Source organism: Nostoc sp. (assembly GCF_036917575.1).
Taxonomy (GTDB): domain Bacteria; phylum Cyanobacteriota; class Cyanobacteriia; order Cyanobacteriales; family Nostocaceae; genus Nostoc.
This window is the reverse complement of sequence record NZ_JBALDC010000060.1, coordinates 1-19,168: the sequence shown is the minus strand read 5'-3', so window position 1 is coordinate 19,168 and position 19,168 is coordinate 1. Positions and strand designations below refer to the sequence as shown.

At 42.3% G+C, this 19,168-nt stretch carries 10 protein-coding genes and 1 pseudogene; 5 read left to right on the top strand and 6 right to left on the bottom strand.

The window, feature by feature from the left end; translation table 11 throughout:
- Positions 1-93: 93 nt before the first annotated feature.
- Positions 94-2,499, bottom strand: a pseudogene (locus V7K79_RS17780) (ATP-binding protein); the annotation flags it as partial.
- Between the two features lie 632 nt (positions 2,500-3,131).
- On the opposite strand from V7K79_RS17780, the gene def reads away from it, so the two are divergent.
- Together def and V7K79_RS17770 are read left to right on the top strand one after the other, a co-directional pair.
- Positions 3,132-3,695, top strand: coding sequence for a peptide deformylase (gene def / locus V7K79_RS17775; RefSeq protein WP_335049322.1), 564 nt, complete (start codon positions 3,132-3,134; stop codon positions 3,693-3,695).
- A gap of 10 nt (positions 3,696-3,705) precedes the next feature.
- A complete protein-coding gene (locus V7K79_RS17770) occupies positions 3,706-3,909 on the top strand; it encodes a hypothetical protein (RefSeq protein WP_335049321.1) in 204 nt (67 codons plus the stop codon).
- 63 nt (positions 3,910-3,972) lie between these two features.
- On the opposite strand, the gene V7K79_RS17765 is transcribed toward V7K79_RS17770, so the two are convergent.
- The 4 genes from V7K79_RS17765 to V7K79_RS17750 form a co-directional block, all read right to left on the bottom strand.
- Complete coding sequence (locus V7K79_RS17765) at positions 3,973-7,491, bottom strand: NB-ARC domain-containing protein (protein WP_335049320.1); 3,519 nt, start codon at positions 7,489-7,491, stop codon at positions 3,973-3,975.
- Between the two features lie 198 nt (positions 7,492-7,689).
- On the bottom strand, positions 7,690-9,042 hold the full coding sequence (locus V7K79_RS17760) for an efflux RND transporter periplasmic adaptor subunit (protein WP_335049319.1): 1,353 nt from the start codon (positions 9,040-9,042) through the stop codon (positions 7,690-7,692).
- 184 nt (positions 9,043-9,226) lie between these two features.
- A complete protein-coding gene (locus V7K79_RS17755; RefSeq protein WP_335049318.1) occupies positions 9,227-12,697 on the bottom strand; it encodes an efflux RND transporter permease subunit in 3,471 nt (1,156 codons plus the stop codon).
- Positions 12,698-12,713: 16 nt separating this feature from the next.
- Positions 12,714-13,271 (bottom strand): PadR family transcriptional regulator, encoded by a 558-nt coding sequence (locus V7K79_RS17750; protein WP_335049317.1) that lies wholly within the window; start codon positions 13,269-13,271, stop codon positions 12,714-12,716.
- A 653-nt stretch (positions 13,272-13,924) separates the two neighbouring features.
- Between V7K79_RS17750 and V7K79_RS17745 the strand changes: the two genes are divergently transcribed.
- The 3 genes from V7K79_RS17745 (at position 13,925) to V7K79_RS17735 (ending at position 17,669) form a co-directional block, all read left to right on the top strand.
- Positions 13,925-14,164 (top strand): hypothetical protein, encoded by a 240-nt coding sequence (locus V7K79_RS17745; RefSeq protein WP_335049316.1) that lies wholly within the window; start codon positions 13,925-13,927, stop codon positions 14,162-14,164.
- 400 nt (positions 14,165-14,564) lie between these two features.
- Positions 14,565-15,365, top strand: coding sequence for a PD-(D/E)XK nuclease family protein (locus V7K79_RS17740; RefSeq protein WP_335049315.1), 801 nt, complete (start codon positions 14,565-14,567; stop codon positions 15,363-15,365).
- Between the two features lie 267 nt (positions 15,366-15,632).
- Entirely contained in the window at positions 15,633-17,669 is a 2,037-nt protein-coding gene (locus V7K79_RS17735; RefSeq protein WP_335049314.1) for an amylo-alpha-1,6-glucosidase, read from the top strand.
- 182 nt (positions 17,670-17,851) lie between these two features.
- Here the strand turns inward: V7K79_RS17735 and V7K79_RS17730 are convergent, their stop codons facing one another.
- A complete protein-coding gene (locus V7K79_RS17730) occupies positions 17,852-19,033 on the bottom strand; it encodes a tetratricopeptide repeat protein (protein WP_335049313.1) in 1,182 nt (393 codons plus the stop codon).
- Positions 19,034-19,168 lie beyond the last annotated feature (135 nt).

Below are 19,168 nucleotides of genomic sequence, written 5' to 3'. Positions count from 1 at the left end.
AAATTGAGAACGTTAATTCGGTACTTTCTGTCCGTTGTGCTTACCTTAATGGAACACTCACTATTTGATGTTTTCGCCAAAGTGGGATGCTCCCAGGTCATAGTTTGTTTGCCAGCTAGAAGCTGCTAGCCACGCTCTGCCTGTAGCTAAATATTTTTTCGCCATCCGATGGGCGATCGCTGCTTTTGCTTTTTGACTCGCGATTAAATTTAATCTGGCAATTTCATTTCGTTCTACTTGCTCGGTGACAAGCTCAATCCCATGATTAAGATGATCCACAATTTCAAATAGCCGCTCTGATATTCGCTCCGGCAACGTTTTTTCGAGGAGATTACGACCAATTTGTAAATGAACAATTTGCTTGTGTGAGTCATCAATTAAAGCATAAGCTGCTTGCTGCACGCGATCGTGCAAAAACTTATACTCTTGAATTAACAAGTTCTCATCTAATTCAGACAGGGGTTGAATTAATCCAACTTGTATTACTACCAGTAAATCTTGGAAAACCGTTTCAAGTGGTTTCTCATAAACAATCGATAGAGTATTTAAATTAAATTCAGCACCGATGCAAGCAGCTAACCGAAGAATTTGCTGTGTATTCTCTGGTAGTTTCTTCAACTTGTGAAGCATCAAATCCACAACATTATCAGTGATATTTTGAGCTTGAATCTGAGCAATGTTCCACTGCCAGCTTAAGTATTGTGCATCAAAGGTCAACAGATTTTCGCTATACAGCGTCCTCAAAAATTCATTGACAAAGAAAGGATTGCCCTCGGTTTTACGCAATACTAATTCAGCCAAAGAACGAACAGTGTCAGTATTGTGATGCAATGTCTCGGCAATCAGTTGACTCAACGGCTCCAGCGTTAAAGGTGTCAGGATAATTTCCTGAAACACTGCCCCTTTTTTTCGCAGTCTTGAGAGCGTTAACATCAACGGATGGGTTGGATTGACCTCATTATTCCGATAAGCTCCAATTAAAAATAGGGATTGGGTTTGCTCATCAAGCAGCATCAACTCAATTAACTTCAACGTTGCTGAGTCTATCCATTGCAAATCATCTAAAAAAATTACAAGCGGATGTTCTTTTGAACAAAATACCCGCACAAACATTTGAAAGATGCGATGAAAACGGTTTTGAGCTTCAGTTGCTCCAACTTCTGGTACGGGGGGCTGCTTGCCAATAATTAACTCAACTTCTGGGATTACATCAATGATAATTTGGCCGTTGGTTCCTAATGCTGCAAGCAGGAGCGATCGCCACTGTTGCACTTGTTCATCGGGTTCACCGAGCAATTGCTGCACCAATTTTTGCAAGGCATTTGCGATCGCGCTGTAGGGAATATTGCGCTGAAACTGATCAAATTTACCCCAGATAAAATATCCGCGCTTTGGGGTGATGGGTTTATATAGTTCTTGTACTAATGCTGATTTGCCAATACCTGCGTAGCCAGATACTAGCATCATTTCAACATTAAATTTGGGCTTATCCGTGAGTTCCTGCTTGGAAATCGTTTGTGTACATTCCTCTAAAGAAGCAACACGAGTGAAAGCCGCCAGTAACATTGCAACTTCTTTGTCCCGTCCATAAAGTTTTTGAGGAATTTGAAACTGATCGCAAACGTCTTGCACAGCCAGTTGAAAGTAAGCAATTCGATCAGATCCCTCTATTTGGTGAGCACAGATTTCTAAATCTGCTTTGATGCCCCAAGCACTCTGATAGCGATCCTCCGCATTCTTTGCCATCAGTTTCAAAATGATATCTGAAATGGGTTTTGGAATGGTTGCATTCAAATCGTGAGTTGGAGGTGGTTGTTTAGCAATATGAGAATGGACTAGCTCAAGCACATCCTTTGTTGGAAACGGCAACTGTCCCGTGAGCAGTTCATAAAAAGTCACACCAAGCGAGTAAAAATCGGTACGGTAATCGAGCAAACGGTTCATGCGCCCAGTTTGCTCTGGTGAGAGGTAAGCAAGTGTGCCTTCTAATACATGAAGACTTTTGAATGTTGGATTAGTGCGGTTAACGCGGGTGGCTATCCCAAAGTCAATAATTTTGACAATGCCAGTCTTTGGATTAAAAACGATATTACCAGGATTAATATCCTTGTGAACAATATTGGCAGCATGAATTTTGCCCAGAATGTCAGTGATATTAATCGCTAATGGTAAAAAATCAGTTAGGAGCATCGGGCAAAAGTCTGAGCGTTTTTGCATCCATCGTTCTAGGGACTCTCCGCCAAAATCTTCTAGGAGAATGACGAGTGTGCGTTGATAGTCCTGCTGACTGTATGCCTTAACTACTCCTTCTATATTAAGGGAACGGGTAATTTCATATTCCTGTCTGTAGCGCGTTAATTCTTGAGGTGAGGGATAATCTTGCTTGAGTATTTTAACGACGATCGCTCGACCATCTTGTACTCTGATACCTCGATATACTAGAGAATTAGAACTCTCATAAATTTTACTTTGGATAGCGACTCCGGCTAGAGCAATCATTGAACTCTCTCCAGATGAGTATTATGAGCCACATCAGCAATTATATCGTTGCAACAGGTAGTATATTTTTTGCTTTTTGATTGTCTCACTTTTTCTCTGCCAACTTAGTAAATATTTTTATTTGGTTTTTTTGAAGATGGATTTCTAACTTCCGGTTAGCCCATTTTTTCAAGAGTTAGAAAAAAGAGAAAATTCTCACTCCAAGTATGTGCTAGGTGACTTTACAAAAATTATTTTAAAGATTGGTACTACGTCTTAGAGGATGTTTGAAAAGTATTATTGCTAACAAGACAACCTCAAAGACTAACCCCCTAACAAGCTTTCCTGACAAAAAAATAACGCCCGCCGTGTGCAACTTAATTTTGTTAAACTTTGATTCCATTGTGGGGTAGGTATCTTGCCATACCAGAAAGGACGGACAAGATGTCCATCCCACAAGAAAAAAAGTCGCACATCGCGTAAAATGAAAGTTTCACAGCTTCTCCTCTTTGGCGTCAGGCTGCCGTTAGGCAAGCAAACAGAAGAATAGCAGCTGGGTTTTTGGTATACTCTAGGACTTTTTAAACATCCTCTAACTGAGATTGATACAATGAAAATAGTAAGAATTTTCACCATCTAGCCCATCAAGACTCATGCCCTCTGAAATTGCTGTTGAGAAAAAAAAGTTAAAAAATCCACCTTTGGAGCTTCATTATTTAGGCGATCGCGTGCTGCGTCAAGCTGCAAAACGGATTTCTAAGGTTGATGACGAACTTCGCCAAATAGTGCGCGAAATGCTGCAAACTATGTACAGCAAAGATGGCATTGGTTTGGCTGCGCCCCAAGTGGGAATTCACAAACAATTAGTTGTCATCGACCTGGAACCAGAGAACGCAGCTAATCAGCCTTTAGTGTTGATTAACCCCACGATTAAACAAGTCAGCCGCGACATCTCTGTTGCCCAAGAAGGATGCTTAAGCATTCCCAACGTATATCTAGACGTAAAGCGCCCCGAAGTCGTGGAAATTGCCTATAAAGACGAATACGGTCGTCCCCGGACATTAAAGGCTAACGACCTTTTGGGACGCTGCATTCAGCACGAGATGGATCACCTTAACGGCGTGGTATTTGTAGACCGTGTAGAAAACTCCTTGACTTTAGCCCAGGAGCTATCTAAGAATGGCTTCTCGTATCAAGCGGTGAAACCAATAGTATAGGGGGGCAGTAGTGTATTTAACTCCAAAAAGTAGTTTATTTCTGGGTGGTTCTTGTGTAAGTGCGATCGCCGCCGTCGGTTCAATTTTTGAACTCGCTTACGGACAACCAGATTTTGGTGTCACAACTACGGCAATTATCCTGGTATTGAGCATTCCACTCACAGGATTATTTTTCTTTGCCGCAGTGAAGGACGCAAGGGCTAACATGAAATAAGCATCAGGTACATAAAAAAGGTAAAAGGATGAAGGAAAAAGGCAAAATTCATTCTTTTACCTTTTATTTTTGCTCTCCATCTTCCACTGCCCCTAAAGCTTTGAGCGTCACTAACTGCGCTGTGGTTAATCCTGTAACCCCGGTGATATTCATTTTTTCGTAGGGTCGTGGCGATCGCAGTGTTCTTAGGCACTCACCCGTGAATACATCCCAAAGCTTAATTGTCTCATCTTGGCTACCACTAATCAGGGTTTGACCATCGAGACTAAAGGCAACTGACTTTACCCAATTAGCCCCTTGCAAAGTTTTAACGCACTTGCCATTATAGACATCCCATAATTTTATCGTTTGGTCTTCACTGGCACTAGCTAAAATTCGACCATCAGGACTAAAGGCAACTGACCAGACTCGATTAGTATGTTCTTGCAAGGTTGTGAAGCACTTGCCCATGTAAACATCCCATAACTTTACTGTTTGGTCATCACTGCCACTAGCTAAAGTCTGACCATCTGGGCTGAAAGTAACCGATCTGATCCGATTGCTGTGTCCCTCCAAAATATGGAGACGTTCTCCTGTATAGATATTCCATAACCTGACTCTTTGGTTTTCACTGCCACTAGCTAAAGTTTGACCATCGGGACTAAAGGCAACCGATCTTACCCAACTGGTATGCCCTTTCAAGGTTTGGAGACATTTACCATCACGAAGATCCCATAATTTCACTGTTTGGTCATCACTGCCGCTAGCTAAAATTTCACCATCAGGACTGAAGGCAACTGACCTAATTCGATTGGTATGTTCCTGCAATTTTTTCAGGCATTGCCCCGTGTGAACATCCCATAATTTAATTGTGTGCTTTTCGCTGCCGCTAGCTAAAATTTCACCATCAGGACTGAAGGCAATCGAACGTACCCAACTTATATGTCCCTCCAAAATTTTGAGAACCTGATCGTTACGGACATCCCATAATTTAACTGTTTGCTTTTCACTGCCGCTAGCTAAAATTTGCCCATCAGGACTGAAGGCAACTGACCTTACCCGATTGCTATGTCCCTGCAAGGTTGTCAAACATTTACCATCCTGGACATTCCATAATTTAACTGTTTGGTTTTCACTACCACTAGCTAAAGTTTGACCATCGGGACTGAAAGCAACTGATCTTACCCGATTGGTATGTCCCTGAAAGGTTTTCAGACATTTACCATCACGAAGATCCCATAATTTAACTGTTGGGTCGTCACCACCGCTAGCTAAAGTTTGACCATCGGGACTGAAGGCAACCGACCATACCCGATTGGTATGTCCCTGTAAGGTTTTCAAACATTTAGCATCACAAACATCCCATAATTTCACAGTTTGGTCGTCACTACCAGTAGCTAAAGTTTCACCATCGGGACTAAAAGAAACTGACCTTACCCAACTGCTATGTCCGTGCAAGGTTTTAAGACATTTACCATCACGAATATCCCATAACTTCACTGTTTGCTTTTCACTGCAACTAGCTAAAGTTTGACCATCGGGACTGAAGGCAACTGACATAATTCGATTGGTATTTTCCTGCAAAGTTATCAGACATTTGCTGGTGTGGACATTCCATAACTTCACTGTTTGGTCTTCACTGCCACTAGCTAAAGTTTGACCATCGGGACTGAAGGCAACTGACCTGACCCAATTGCTATGTCCGTGCAAGGTTTTCAGGCATTTACCGTCATGAACATCCCATAACTTCACTGTTTGGTCATCACTACCAGTAGCTAAAGTTTGACCATCGGGACTGAAGGCAACTGATTTTACCCAACTGGTATGTCCAATACAGCTAAAAAGTAACTTTCCATCGTCAACTTGCCACAAGTAAGTCTTGCCATCAGCATCACCCGTAGCCAGAAGTTTTCCATTCGGGCTAAATGCTACTGACGAAACACTAACTAATGTTTCAGAAAAAACAGACTTAGCTAAATCAGCATTGGCAAAATTTACCCGATGCAAATTCACACTTTGTAAATATGCTTGCCAAATACTCAGATTAGAAAAGTCATAGCCGCTAAAATCAACTTGTAATTGACAAAGAATATTTAACAGATTTCCACCTGCATATCCTGCTGTTTGGGGAATCTGTCGCAGGGACAATAAAATCTGATATAGATGATGTTCAATATTTTTAGCATATCTAAAAATAGTTGATAACCTATCTATAATTGGTTTAATAATTAGGGTAATCTGAGTGTTTCTAATATAATCTTTGGCCGTAGCTTCCATTAAAGCATGGCTTGTAAATAGTCTAATATTACGAGTGTTAATTTCGTGATAAACCTGTTCAATCAGTTGGTCAGTCATGTATTCCATGACCACAGACTGGAGGGTGAAAAGTGCTGTTCTTTGTTCAATTAGCGATCGCCGCCGCAGTGATTCTAGCGCTTCCATCACTTCCCTCTTGGGCAAGGGACGCACAATATCATTCAGCAATTCGTCGAGAGAAACTAACTCGCGCTTGATTGCTAGCCAATAAATTATTTCTTTTTCGATCTCTGACAACCGCTTGAATTGCTGGTCTAGTAAATTTCGGGTGTCACCAAAAATGATCTCTCCTTCAGCCAGAAAAGCAGCAATATCACCATCAAATAACTCCCGAATTGGCTCAGAAACTAGCTTTAATGCTAAAGGATTGCCTGAATACTTCTCAACAAGTTTGGCCCATTCCTGTTGTGAGCCAGATAACCCTTTATCTTGGAGAATTTCTTGCCCTTCTGTTTCTCCTAAACCAACTAATGATAATGTTCTAACTGGTGATGTTTTTCCCTCTAAAGGCGCAAATTCTTTTGGTTTTTCGCGGGATGTCAGCAGCAAACAGCTTTGATGTGATTCTTCCCCTACTCGTCTAAGTAGTTGACCATAATCTTCATATTCTTGTCTATATTGTCCAGCGCGATCGCCTTCTTGTAAAATTGTCTCTGTATTATCAAATACCACAAGACAACGATGCTTTCGTAAATAATGAATCAGCAGCGTTACTTTACCATCTACGCTTTCTGGCAAATCTGTTTCCCTATCATCAGATAAAAACCCGATCAGGTTCGCTAACATCTCTGCAACAGGTGGCGCATTGCGGAGACTTCGCCAAATCAAATACTCAAAATTCTCCTGAACTTCCTTTGCCAGTTTCACAGATAAAGCAGTTTTGCCGATTCCGCCCATTCCCAATATTGCCACTAGTTGGCAGTTATCCTTAATCAGCCACTGCGTTAGCTGAGACAATTCTGCTATGCGTCCCCGAACAAAGCAGACACCAGGCGCTTCACCCCAATCTTGACGGTTTTGGGTAATATTTAGCAAAGATGCTTGATACTCAGATTCTATAACTTGCTGTAACTTAGTGAGTTTACCTGGGCCACTACCAATAACATTAAATTTCTTGTAAACTTCGCTTAATCTTTTGCGTACTGCCTCAGCGCTGATTGCCAATTTTTTAGCGATCGCATTCGGCGATTGTCCCTCAACAGCATATAAAAACACTTCGATCTCGCTGTTAGACAAGCACCGTTTTTCAGCTAAAGCCAAAAGAACGTTTTCGGTAATGACACTCATACTCACACAAAGACACATTACAAACCAATGTTATCTCACATAGTGAGATAACATTACTGCCAATCTGGTATCCCCTGAATATTTCGAGGTAAGCATTTGCTACTCTGGGAATGCTTTCTTGGGCTTTGTCGTTCTTTTTCTGACGGGATGGGCGATCGCGCGGATGAGTTTAATGTACCTCACTTAGATACATTGAGTCTACTTTCTTTGTGCAACTGGCTGCACGCGCAAGCCCTCTGTCTCATCAACTGTAGGAGTGGCAATCAGCGATTCATTTCCTGTCAGACCTGATGTAATTTCTACTTCAGTACCATAATCTCGCCCAACGGCAACTTTTTGATAATGCACCGTGTGGTCTTTGGTTACAGTTGCTACCTGCGTACCTCCGGCATTAACAACTAAGGCACTATCTGGCACAACAAAAGGAGGATTAGTGCGGTTAATCGCAAATCTTACATTGGCATACATCCCAGGTCGCAGCGTCGCGTCTAAATTCTGCACTTCTAATTGTGTCAGCAAAGTGCGAGTAATTGGGTCTATGGCATTGCTAGTACGTATTACTTTACCCGTAAACACTCGTTGGGGTAACTCTCTGACTGTAATTTGTGCTGTTTGTCCAGTTTGAAGTGACTGTGATAAACTCTGTGGAACACTCACATTTACCTTTAGATTGTCATAAGCAGCAATAGTATAAAGGCTGCTATTGCTAGTGTTGGTGTTGCTGGTACTGTTACTGGTGTTGCCATTACCTGCTGAAATTAAAACACCTGTATTGACGTTACGTGCAGTAATCACTCCTGCAAAAGGAGCTGTGACTTTCTTATAAGACTGCAATACGGTATTACGTTGGAAGTTTGCTTGACTTGCGTAGGCATTAGCTTGTGCTGCTTTGATGTTAGCAGAATCAGAATTAATAGTGTTTTGTGCTGCCTCAACGCTGGCAAGATTAGCTTGATATGTAGCATATCTTGTATCTGCTTCTTGCTGAGGCACTGCACCTTGCTTGACAAGAACACTCCAGCGCTGCCAACTCTGACGTGCGATCAATAGATTAGCGCGGGCTTGCTTCAAATCAGAAACGCTTTTAGCTAAATTAGCACGAGTTTGAGATACATTGGCTTGTGCTTGCACTACCTCTGCCTTCGCTTGCAGAACTTGCTGATCGATGTCTGGTGAATCAATTTCTGCCAACAACTGACCGGCTTGGACGCGATCGCCAATATCTGCGTACCACCGCTTTAAATACCCAGTACTGCGAGCGTAGATAGTCGTTTGATTCAGAGCTACAACATTGCCAGGTAGTTCCAATTTGGTAGCACCAGTAGCGCGACGGGGAGTGATTACGTTGATAGAAGGTAGGGTACTTGCTTCCTTGACTGCTGCTTGTAATTCTGACTTTTGACTTAATCGGGGTAGAATACCTATGGCCAGTAAGCTACCAAAAAAAACAGCACCAATTACAGCCCAACCAATTGCACCGATACCGCGCCTGTTTTTTTTAGAAGTCGTTTGTTGTTCAGAATCAGGAGATGGACGATGTTGAGAATCCATAGGTAAACTGTCCTGTATTATCTAAGAAAGCAAAAATTTAGCGGCTAGAGTCGTTACTCTCATTGGCTTTGAACTGGAGACTGGGGACTGGGGACTGGGTACTGGGGACTGGGGACGCAAAGACCAATGCCCAAGTTTTGTTGATGAGAAGTTAGGGAATCTTAGGCGCGACTTTTTAAATTGCTCATGACTTGCCTTGAGATGATGACAACGAATATGCTGTCTGCGAATCTGAGAAATTTAAATCGTCATCATCTTGATCGATAGGACGAGGTTGTTGACGCCGCATAATGCTGTATACAACAGGTACAAAGATGAGAGTAGCAATTGTTGCAGCTGACAAGCCGCCAATTACAGCGCGACCCAAAGGTGCATTCTGCTCACCACCTTCACCAAGACCGAGAGACATTGGCACCATGCCGATGAGCATGGCTAAGGCAGTCATCAACACAGGACGCAATCTTGTATAGCCTGCCGCTAAAGCTGCTTTATAGGCATTTTCCCCTTCCTGACGCTGGTCATTAGCAAAAGTGATCATTAGAATACTGTTGGATGTCGCCACACCTATACTCATAATTGCACCCATTAACGAAGGAACGCTGAAAGTGGTGCGGGTGACAAACAGCATCCAGACAATACCAGCTAAAGCACTTGGCAGTGCCATCATAATAATCAGGGGATCGAGCCAAGATTGGAAGTTCACCACCATTAAGCAGTAAACCAGTACAATTGCAAACACAAGTCCTAAACCAAGTCCCAAAAACGAAGAGTTCATCGTTTGCACTTGCCCACGGACATTAATCTGACTTCCCTTGGGCAATTTTTTCTGATAATCAGCGATGATTCGATTTACATCGCTGGCAACTCCCCCCAGGTCACGGCCAGAGGAGTTAGCGTAGATATCGAAAACTGGCTGAATGTTGTAGTGATTCACAACTTGCATCACTGTGTCACGTTTTACACTAGCCAAATTACCTAAAAGTTGGGGTGTAGTTTGACCGTTGCCAACTGGCGTATTTTTTAGGCTGTCAATAGAGTCAATTTTGTACTGGGGAACTTGTACAGCAAGGGTGTAACTCACGCCTTTTTTGGGATCGAGCCATTGGTTGATTGCAGCTTGACCGCTTGAACTTAAGGAAGTGAGGACGCTATTGGCAACATCACGCTGGGTCATACCCAGTTGTTGAGCCTCGGTGCGATCTACATCAAGACGTAATTTGGGAGCATCGACAACTTGGTGAAGATGTACATCTACAGCTCCAGGAATGCGCGTCATCCGGGCGGCGATTTGTTGGGCAATTTCAAAGTTGCCCTTTGAGTTTTTCAGAGGGCCAGATATTTGCACGTCAACAGCAGCAGGCAAACCGAAATTGAGAATTTGAGTCACAATATCAGCCGGCTGAAAAAAGAAGGTGTAGTTGGGAAATGTCGCTTTCAATTTCTGGCGGAGTTCCTTGATGTAAGAAGAAGTTGTACCAGATTCTTTTAGGGACACAAGAATATCAGCATCAGCCTGTCCAATTGTGGCACCGTTGTAGCCATAAGTAAGGTTAATGCCACTGGTGGGTAAGCCGATGTTATCCAAAATCAGAGAGAGATTCTCTTTGGGTACAGTCTGGCGGATAACGCCATCAACTTGGCTGACAATTCTTTCTGTCTCTTCCAAACGAGTGCCTGGTAAGGCTCGAACATGAAGGCTAAACTGACCACCATCGACTTCAGGGAAAAAGTCTTGACCGACGAACGGCAATAAAACTCCTGCACTGACGATAAAAGCACCAAACAGCACAAAGACTATGCGGCGGTGATTTAATGCTGAGGTCAGGACATTGTAGTACCAACTGCGAAGTTTCTCAAATTGGCGGTTAAACTTTTCGTGTAACCGCCATATCCAATCTTTCTTCACAGATTTGGTAGTTGTGGTTGCTGCTTCTGACTTTTGGTGGTGGTTGTCGTGACCATTATTGTTTTGGACTGGCGAATCAGTGTGGTGGTCGCGATGATCGTGGATTTCGACTAATGAAGAATGGCTGTGGTGATTGTCGCGACCATTATTGTTTTGGACTGGCGAATTTAGATGATGGTTATTGTTACCATTATTGTTTTGAACTGGCGAATCTAGATGATGGTTGTCGCTATGACCATTATGATCCTCGCTTTCTCTATGCCAGTCTGCTTCGGATGGTAAAAGATAGCTTGCCATTGTCGGTACTACAGTCCGAGATAGCACATAAGAAGCAAGCATCCCAAATACTACCGCCATTGCTAGGGGGACAAATAGGTACTTTGCCACTCCACTGAGAAATACGACCGGCACAAAAACAATACAAATACATAATGTTGCTACAAGTGCTGGAGTGGCGATTTGCTGCGCCCCATCTAAGATTGCTCGCTTGATGGGTTTACCTTGTCCGAGATTTCGGTGAATATTTTCAATTTCTACTGTGGCATCATCTACAAGAATACCAACAGCTAAGGATAAACCACCTAAAGTCATGATGTTGAAAGTTTGTCCCAAACGACTCATCACAATAATTGAAACTAGCATCGAAAGAGGAATCGATACGGCTACAATTACGGTGCTGCGCCAACTTCCCAGGAAAATCAAAATCATCAGCGCGGTGAGACAGGCTGCAATCAATCCTTCTTTGAGAACGCCTTGAATTGAAGCTTTCACAAATATAGATTGATCAAACAAAAACGCTAAATTCAGTTCTGGGGGCAAGGTGGATTGGATGCGAGGCAAAGTTTTTTTAACCCGCTCGATTACATCAATCGTTGAGGCATTGCCACTCTTGAGGATACTAAGTAAGCTTGATCGTCTGCCATTCTGACGTACAATGTTTGATTGCACACCAAAGCCATCTCTCACCTGCGCGACATCACGAATGGAAATGACAGTACCATTAACTTGCTTAATCGGTAAGTTGTTGAGTGCTGCCACTACATCTGGACTATTGTTGATTTGTACGGCGAAGTCGCGAGCGCCTATCTTCATATCACCTGCGGGCAAAACCAGGTTTTGGGCACTGACAGCATTAGTTACATCTTGGGCAGAAATGCCATTAGCCAACATCGCTTGGGGATCGATATCAACCATAATTTGCCGAGGTTTACCACCATAGGGCAGAGGTACACTCGCTCCTTGCACTGTTGCCAATTGAGTGCGGACGAAGTTGGTAGAATAGTCGAAGAGTGCTTCTTCTGGCAAGGTTTTGCTACTGACACTCATCTGGATAATCGGCACTGAAGAAGCGTTGTATTGAATGATGAATGGCGGTGTGATCCCAGGTGGCAAAGGGCGAAGAATTGTTTGGCTGACAGAGGTAATTTGAGCAACAGCTGAAGCGATATTGGCGTTGGGTTGGAAGAAAACCTTAACGACACTAACACCACTTAAAGATTGAGACTCAATGTGTTCGATGTCACCAACGGTTGTTGTCATAGCGCGTTCGCTAATGGTGACAATTCGCTGTGCCATTTCCTCAGATGTGGTACCAGTGTAAGTCCAAACTACGCTGACAACCGGAATGTTAATTGCGGGAAAAATATCAACTGGTGTACCAAATATCGTGACTGCACCCAGGATCGCAATCATCAAAGCGGCGATCGCGAATGTATACGGAAGACGTAAAGCAATTTTGACGATCCACATAGTTAGTTAGGATACTTCAAAAGTTTGTTGTGTTAAAGCTGACTGAGGTTGGCGTTTGAGCTAATTGAAGTTGTTCTGTTTGGAGTTGCTCAACTAGCCACTCAATTTCTGATTTGATCACTTCAATTGCCCGCTTTTGCACTTTCGCTTGATAGAAATCATCAGTAACTTCAAGTGCTTTTTTCTCCGCAAGGCGTAAGTGACATAACATCAATCGGTGTTCAATTAACCGGACTCGTTCTTCTGGTAATAAATGACTAAAGAAAAAAAATTTGATAAAGAATCGCGATCGCATATTCACCCAGCTTTCATGAGGATATGCCAGCATCTCTTCATACCAAGTGGTTTTGCCGAGGGTTGTAATCTCATATACCTTTCTACACTGTCCACCTTCTTCTACTTGTTCTGCACATAAGATCGCTTCACCTTGTTCTTCCATGCGCTTCAGCAGAGGATAAATCGCGCCATAGTTGACACAAATACTGCAACTCATAAACATCTCTAGTTGCTGTTTGAGCCGATAACCATTTAATGGCTCTCGCTGTAATAAACCTAATACTGCCAACTTCAGCATTTTGATATATCAAATTGATATGTCGATCAACAATATCAAATTGAGCCTTTTTAGCCAAGTACCCAAGGTTCAATTGTCAGAATTCTCTGTGAGAACGCAGGATACTTGGTGAAGGCGAAGCCGTATAAGTTACCTCAAAAGTGAGGAAGCCGGATTTATGGCATCCTATAGTGTTTAAATAATTTTCTTTATAGTTTACCTTGACCTAAGTAACAAAGTTACTTTATAGTGAGTTTAACAGCAGATACTACGGTGACTTAGTAAGGTTACGGGTGAATTAAAGAAACTTAGTGAGCAAACGATAAAACCAAAGGCTGGAACTGCAAATTCTGAAAAAGGTAATTTGTATACAAATTATCTGGAGGAATTTCGAGGGTTCAATGTGCGTAGTAAGCCTTCTATGGGATTACGCGCATTGAGCGCCTAATTTTTGATATCCAGATTACCCTGGAAATTCATCAAAGAGCTTAATTTTTCATAATCTGCAAATATCAAGACCATCTTTTTTGGTATTTCCACTCCACTTCAAGAGTAGGACTGTTGTGTACTTTGACTTGGTGGGAGCAAAACTGTGGAGATTCACTGTTTCTTTAGTGTGGTCAGGGGAGCGCTAACTGCTGCCTAGATTCAACTTTCAAAACAGGAAAAAAACTATGAAACCCAGTCTCAAAGATAACGATAATCTATTGTTCAGGTGGTTTTTTATAGGACTCAAATATTTTCTGCTGGCACTGCTGGGGCTAGGAATAGCCTTTGTTGTGTCTCAGACTTTTGGGGCAAATGCGATAGTTGGGATGCTTTTATCCGCAAGTCTATGGTTATGGGTTGCGAGGATAGCAATTTTCCTAATCTGTCTATTTGCGATCGCCATGATTTATGAGTCTTGGGGTTAAGACTAAAACTCATACTGACCATAAATAGTCTTTAGCTGAGTGAAGGTCAGCCAAAGGCTTTGTAACTTTTCATTTGGAGATTATATCATACCCAACAACAACGGCTCTGAGTTAGAAACATTTTCGCCACTTTTAGTCATCTTAAGTGGCAGGGTCAATTTCTTTGGTAATTGTCAACAAAGCTAATCACCCGGCATATTTTGACATAGTTAAAATAGCTATGGTTTACAGTTTTGGCTCAATCAAGTCCCAAAGAAAAAGTAAACATTCCAATCGCCAGGATGAGGAAGATCGAGACGAGTTGAAATAGCAGATGTAAAAGCAGTAAAAAACACCTATTTTTTACTGCTAGTCTACCAAAGGGAAGTTGCAGATTCTAATTTACTTCTAAAATAGAAGAATGCTGTCAACTTCCACTCAACTACTGCGACTGTCTCAAGGACAACTTAACTTGCTAGAAGCTTGTCCGCGTAAATTTCAACATACTTACCTCGAAAAACTCAATTCCCCCTCAAATCCAGAACAAGAAGAACGGCTAACTTTGGGTAGTCGTTTTCACTTGCTAATGCAACAGCGAGAAATGGGTTTGCCAATTGATAGTTTCCTGGAAGTAGATGCTCAACTGCAAAGCTGGATGCTAGGTTTTGCCGATGCAGCCCCAGAAATTTTAACGGCTGCATCTGATAATCAAACTTTCCGTGAAAGCGAACACTACCGCACTCTGCAAGTTCAGGATTCTTTGCTGACAGTTGTCTATGATTTATTGATTGCAGATAACCAACAAGCACAAATTCTCGACTGGAAAACTTATCCTAAACCACCCAATAAACGCAAGCTAGAATCCAATTGGCAAACACGGCTTTATCTGTATGTATTGGCAGAAACTAGCGACTATTTGCCAGAAAAAATTTCCATGACTTATTGGTTTGTCCAATCTGAAGGCAAACCGCGAAATATTAAATTTAATTACAGTACTGTTCAACACACACAAACAGCAAAGAAACTTAATCAACTATTAAGTCAGTTAACTAATTGGTTGGAAAATTACCAGAATAACCAGCAGTTTCCTCAAGTGGTGGAGGGTAGTAAAAACTGTGATTATTGTCAGTTTGCCAAACGGTGCGATCGCACACAAGCGACTGAAGAAGCAGTGAAAGACTCATTGCCAAATTTTGACAGTATTCAAGAAGTCTCACTTTGATTTGATCCGCATTCTTGCTACAGATTCCTTATATCTGTTAGTGAGTGAATCTCAAATAACTGACGAGCAATCTCCAATCTAACAAAAGTTAGGAGTAATCCTTTCAAAGTGAGTAAAATTTTTGGATAATAATTCTTTTTTTCTCAGTGTTATCTGTGACTTTGTAGCTAAATAAATTACTGTTAAACCGTAGAGGCACGGAGAAGGCAGAGAGAAAAGCATGATGGCGATTGTTGATTTTGAATTTAGAGCAAAGTGGCGTGACTTATGTCTTCTATAGAATTTGGACGGGAAATTTGCGGTAATCTTGACATTGCAGAATCGCGGGAGTGGTTAGTTACTAACGGTATTGGCGGTTACGCCTCTGGGACTGTGGCTGGTTTATTGACTCGCCGCTATCACGGACTATTGGTAGCAGCATTGAAACCACCTTTGGGTCGTACCTTACTGCTGGCAAAACTAGATGAAACTGTATTGTATGATAACCGCTCTTATCCTCTAGACACTAATCGTTGGGCAGATGGGATTGTTAGTCCGCAGGGCTATCAGCATATTGAACGTTTTTCTCTGGAAGGTACAATTCCTGTGTGGCGTTTTGCTATTGCTGATGCCTTATTAGAAAAACGGGTGTGGATGCCACAAGGTGCGAACACAACTTATGTCCAATATACTTTGCGTCGTGCCACTCAACCGCTAAAGTTGAGGCTCAAAGCAATAGTCAACTACCGCGATTATCACAGCGACACTCAAAGCAATGGTTGGCAGATGTCTGTAGAAAAGGTAGAACAAGGGATTTGTGTAACTGCTGATCCGGGTGCTGTACCACTATATCTACTGAGTGATTCACCTAAAGGCGATCGCAGCATTTCACGCGCTAGTGCATCTGTTGTTCACAATTGGTATTATGGCTTTGACTTGGCAGTTGAACGCTATCGGGGATTGACAGATAAAGAAGACCACCTCCACGCCGCCACTTTTGAAGTTACACTGAATCCTGGGGAAGCGATTGCGTTTGTAGCCACCACAGAAAAACAACCAAATCTCAACGTTGAAGCGGCACTTAAGTTACGTCGCGCTCATGAGCAGAAGCTAACAGGATTTTGGAAAACTAATCAACCCCTTAACACTAAAGAATCACCTAGTTGGATCGACCATTTAGTACTAGCAGCCGACCAGTTTATTGTCGATCGCTCATTGCCAGAAGATCCGCAGGGTAAAACTATCATCGCTGGTTATCACTGGTTTAGCGACTGGGGACGCGACACGATGATTAGTCTACCTGGTTTGACAATTTCCACTGGTCGTCCAGAGGTAGCACGCTCAATTCTTCGCACCTTTGCCAGATATGTAGACCAGGGAATGCTGCCTAATCGCTTTCCTGATGCGGGTGAGCAACCAGAATATAATACAGTCGATGCCACTCTCTGGTACTTTGAAGCAGTCCGCGCCTACTACAGCGCTACAGATGATGATACTTTGCTTGGTGAACTTTTTCCTATACTTGCAGACATCATTAATTGGCACTGTCGCGGTACACGCTACAACATCCACCTCGATCCAACCGATGGCTTACTTTATGCAGGCGTTGCTGGTGTACAACTGACTTGGATGGATGCCAAAGTTGACGATTGGGTAGTTACGCCCCGAATTGGCAAACCGATTGAAGTTAATGCCCTCTGGTATAATGCTTTACGGACAATGGCAAAGTTTGCCCGTCAACTTGGTAAACCACATCAAGAGTATGAGGCAATGGCAGACCGGGCAAAGTATAGATTTTCTCGCTTCTGGAATGACGAGACAGGTTATTGCTATGACGTTTTAGACAGTCCTGATGGTGATGATGCGTTATTGCGACCTAACCAAATATTTGCTGTGTCATTACCAGAAAGTCCGCTTACACCTACCCAGCAAAGAAGTGTGGTGGAAGCTTGTGGGCGATCGCTGCTGACTTCTCATGGGTTGCGTTCGCGTAGCGTGTCCGCAGGACTCTCGCTTGCCCCCAATCATTCTCAATATCAAGGAAAATACGGAGGTAATCAGTATCAACGAGATGGAGCTTACCACCAGGGGACAGTCTGGGGTTGGTTATTGGGGCCGTTTGTCTTAGCACACCTGCGCGTCTACAAAAATCCTGAGCAGGCTCGTCAATTTTTGGAACCAATGGCTAATCACCTCAACGCGCACGGTGTTGGTAGTCTCAGCGAAATTTTTGATGGAGATGCCCCGATGATTCCACGGGGATGTATTGCTCAAGCGTGGACAGTGGCAGAGATTTTACGTGCTTGGTTGCTGACAACGAGTTGATGCGGGAAATAAATCAGGACTTAAAGAGCGGTTTAATGGTTATGCTGCGATCGCGTAAAACTCTATAATTGTTCATCACCAATATCTTGGCCTTCAATCTTCCTAGAAAATACGGAAATCATCTTTTGAAGCTGATTTATAGCTTCTTGTGCTTGTAGCTCTTGGGCAATATCTAATGCTTGCTATAGCTGTTTTAATCCTTCGGCGGATCTATTTTGGGCTAGCAACAGTTGTCCCAGCAAGCCTAAAGTAGCAGGTTGGCTGTTTTTATGATTGACACTGCACTGAAATTCATGTGCTTTTCGAGCAAGTTCAATTGCCTCTTCTATATTTCCTTGTTGAGCAGCAAAATTAGCTTGTTCATATAAGCGAACTGCTTCATTGTTCTTTACTGTGAAAATTATTTCTTGTAAATCGTCAACTCCATCAAGTTGATTTTCTAGAGCCAAAGAAACCGCCCTTTCCAAATCTTTTACTCCACCTTGATAATCACCCTGATGTGCCTTAATTTGCCCAAGTATTGAGAAAACTTTTGAACACCAGTGAACATCCTTTAATATTTCTGAAAGTTCTAAACATTGGTGAGCTAAATTCAGTACTTCGTCAAATTCTTGGCTTTCGCATTTTTCCTGAGCCGAATCAAAAAAGTGTCTTAGTTTTCCGTACTGTACTGCAAGGGCAATATTTTCTATTTTTTCCCTTTCAGGAAGATTATGCTGTTTAGCAATCTCAATCGCTTGAGATGCTCTTTTAACACCCTCCCTCAAATCTCCTTCATGTATTAAAAGGTTTCCCATTGATAGCAAAATGCGTGCTCTAATTTCTTCATCGTCAAGTTGTTCAATCATAGGTAGGGCTTGCTCAAATAAATCAAGTGCCGCTCTTGCATTACCTTTTTCTGCTTCGGTGGCTGCTGCTTGATACAACTGTGCAGGTTTTTTTAGTTGAGCATTCTTAATCAGCCTTCTAACTTCTTCGACAGCTTTAGTTAAATTTAGTTTTTGAGAAATATTTAGGGACTCTGTTAAATGCTCAAGTGCTACATCTACTTTACCAAGAAAGGAAAGAACCTCTCCTAAAAGCTTGAGAATAGTAGCTCGAAGAACAACATCAACAACTAAACTGCATTTCTCTAAAGCTTGCTCTAAAAAATTTGCTCCTGCATCATAATTTTCTTGTTTTATTTGAAGCCGTCCCATTTCTCTAAGAACGAGCGCATGATGTTTTGGATTGTTAAATTGATCAAGTACTGCTAAAGCTGTATTTAATTTCTCTTCAGCCTCATCTAAATTATCTTGATCAATCAGTATTGATGCGATTCGTGGTAAGACAAGGGCTTGAATGTCTTTCTTTCCAATCTTCAATGCTAACTCGTAAGAATCTTCGAGAAACTTTAAAGCTTCACTATCCCTCTTCTGTCACTTTCCGGAATAAGCAAGTAGTTTAGGAGCTAAATCATCCAGAAGCATAAGAGGGTTTAAATTGATTCATTGCAGCAA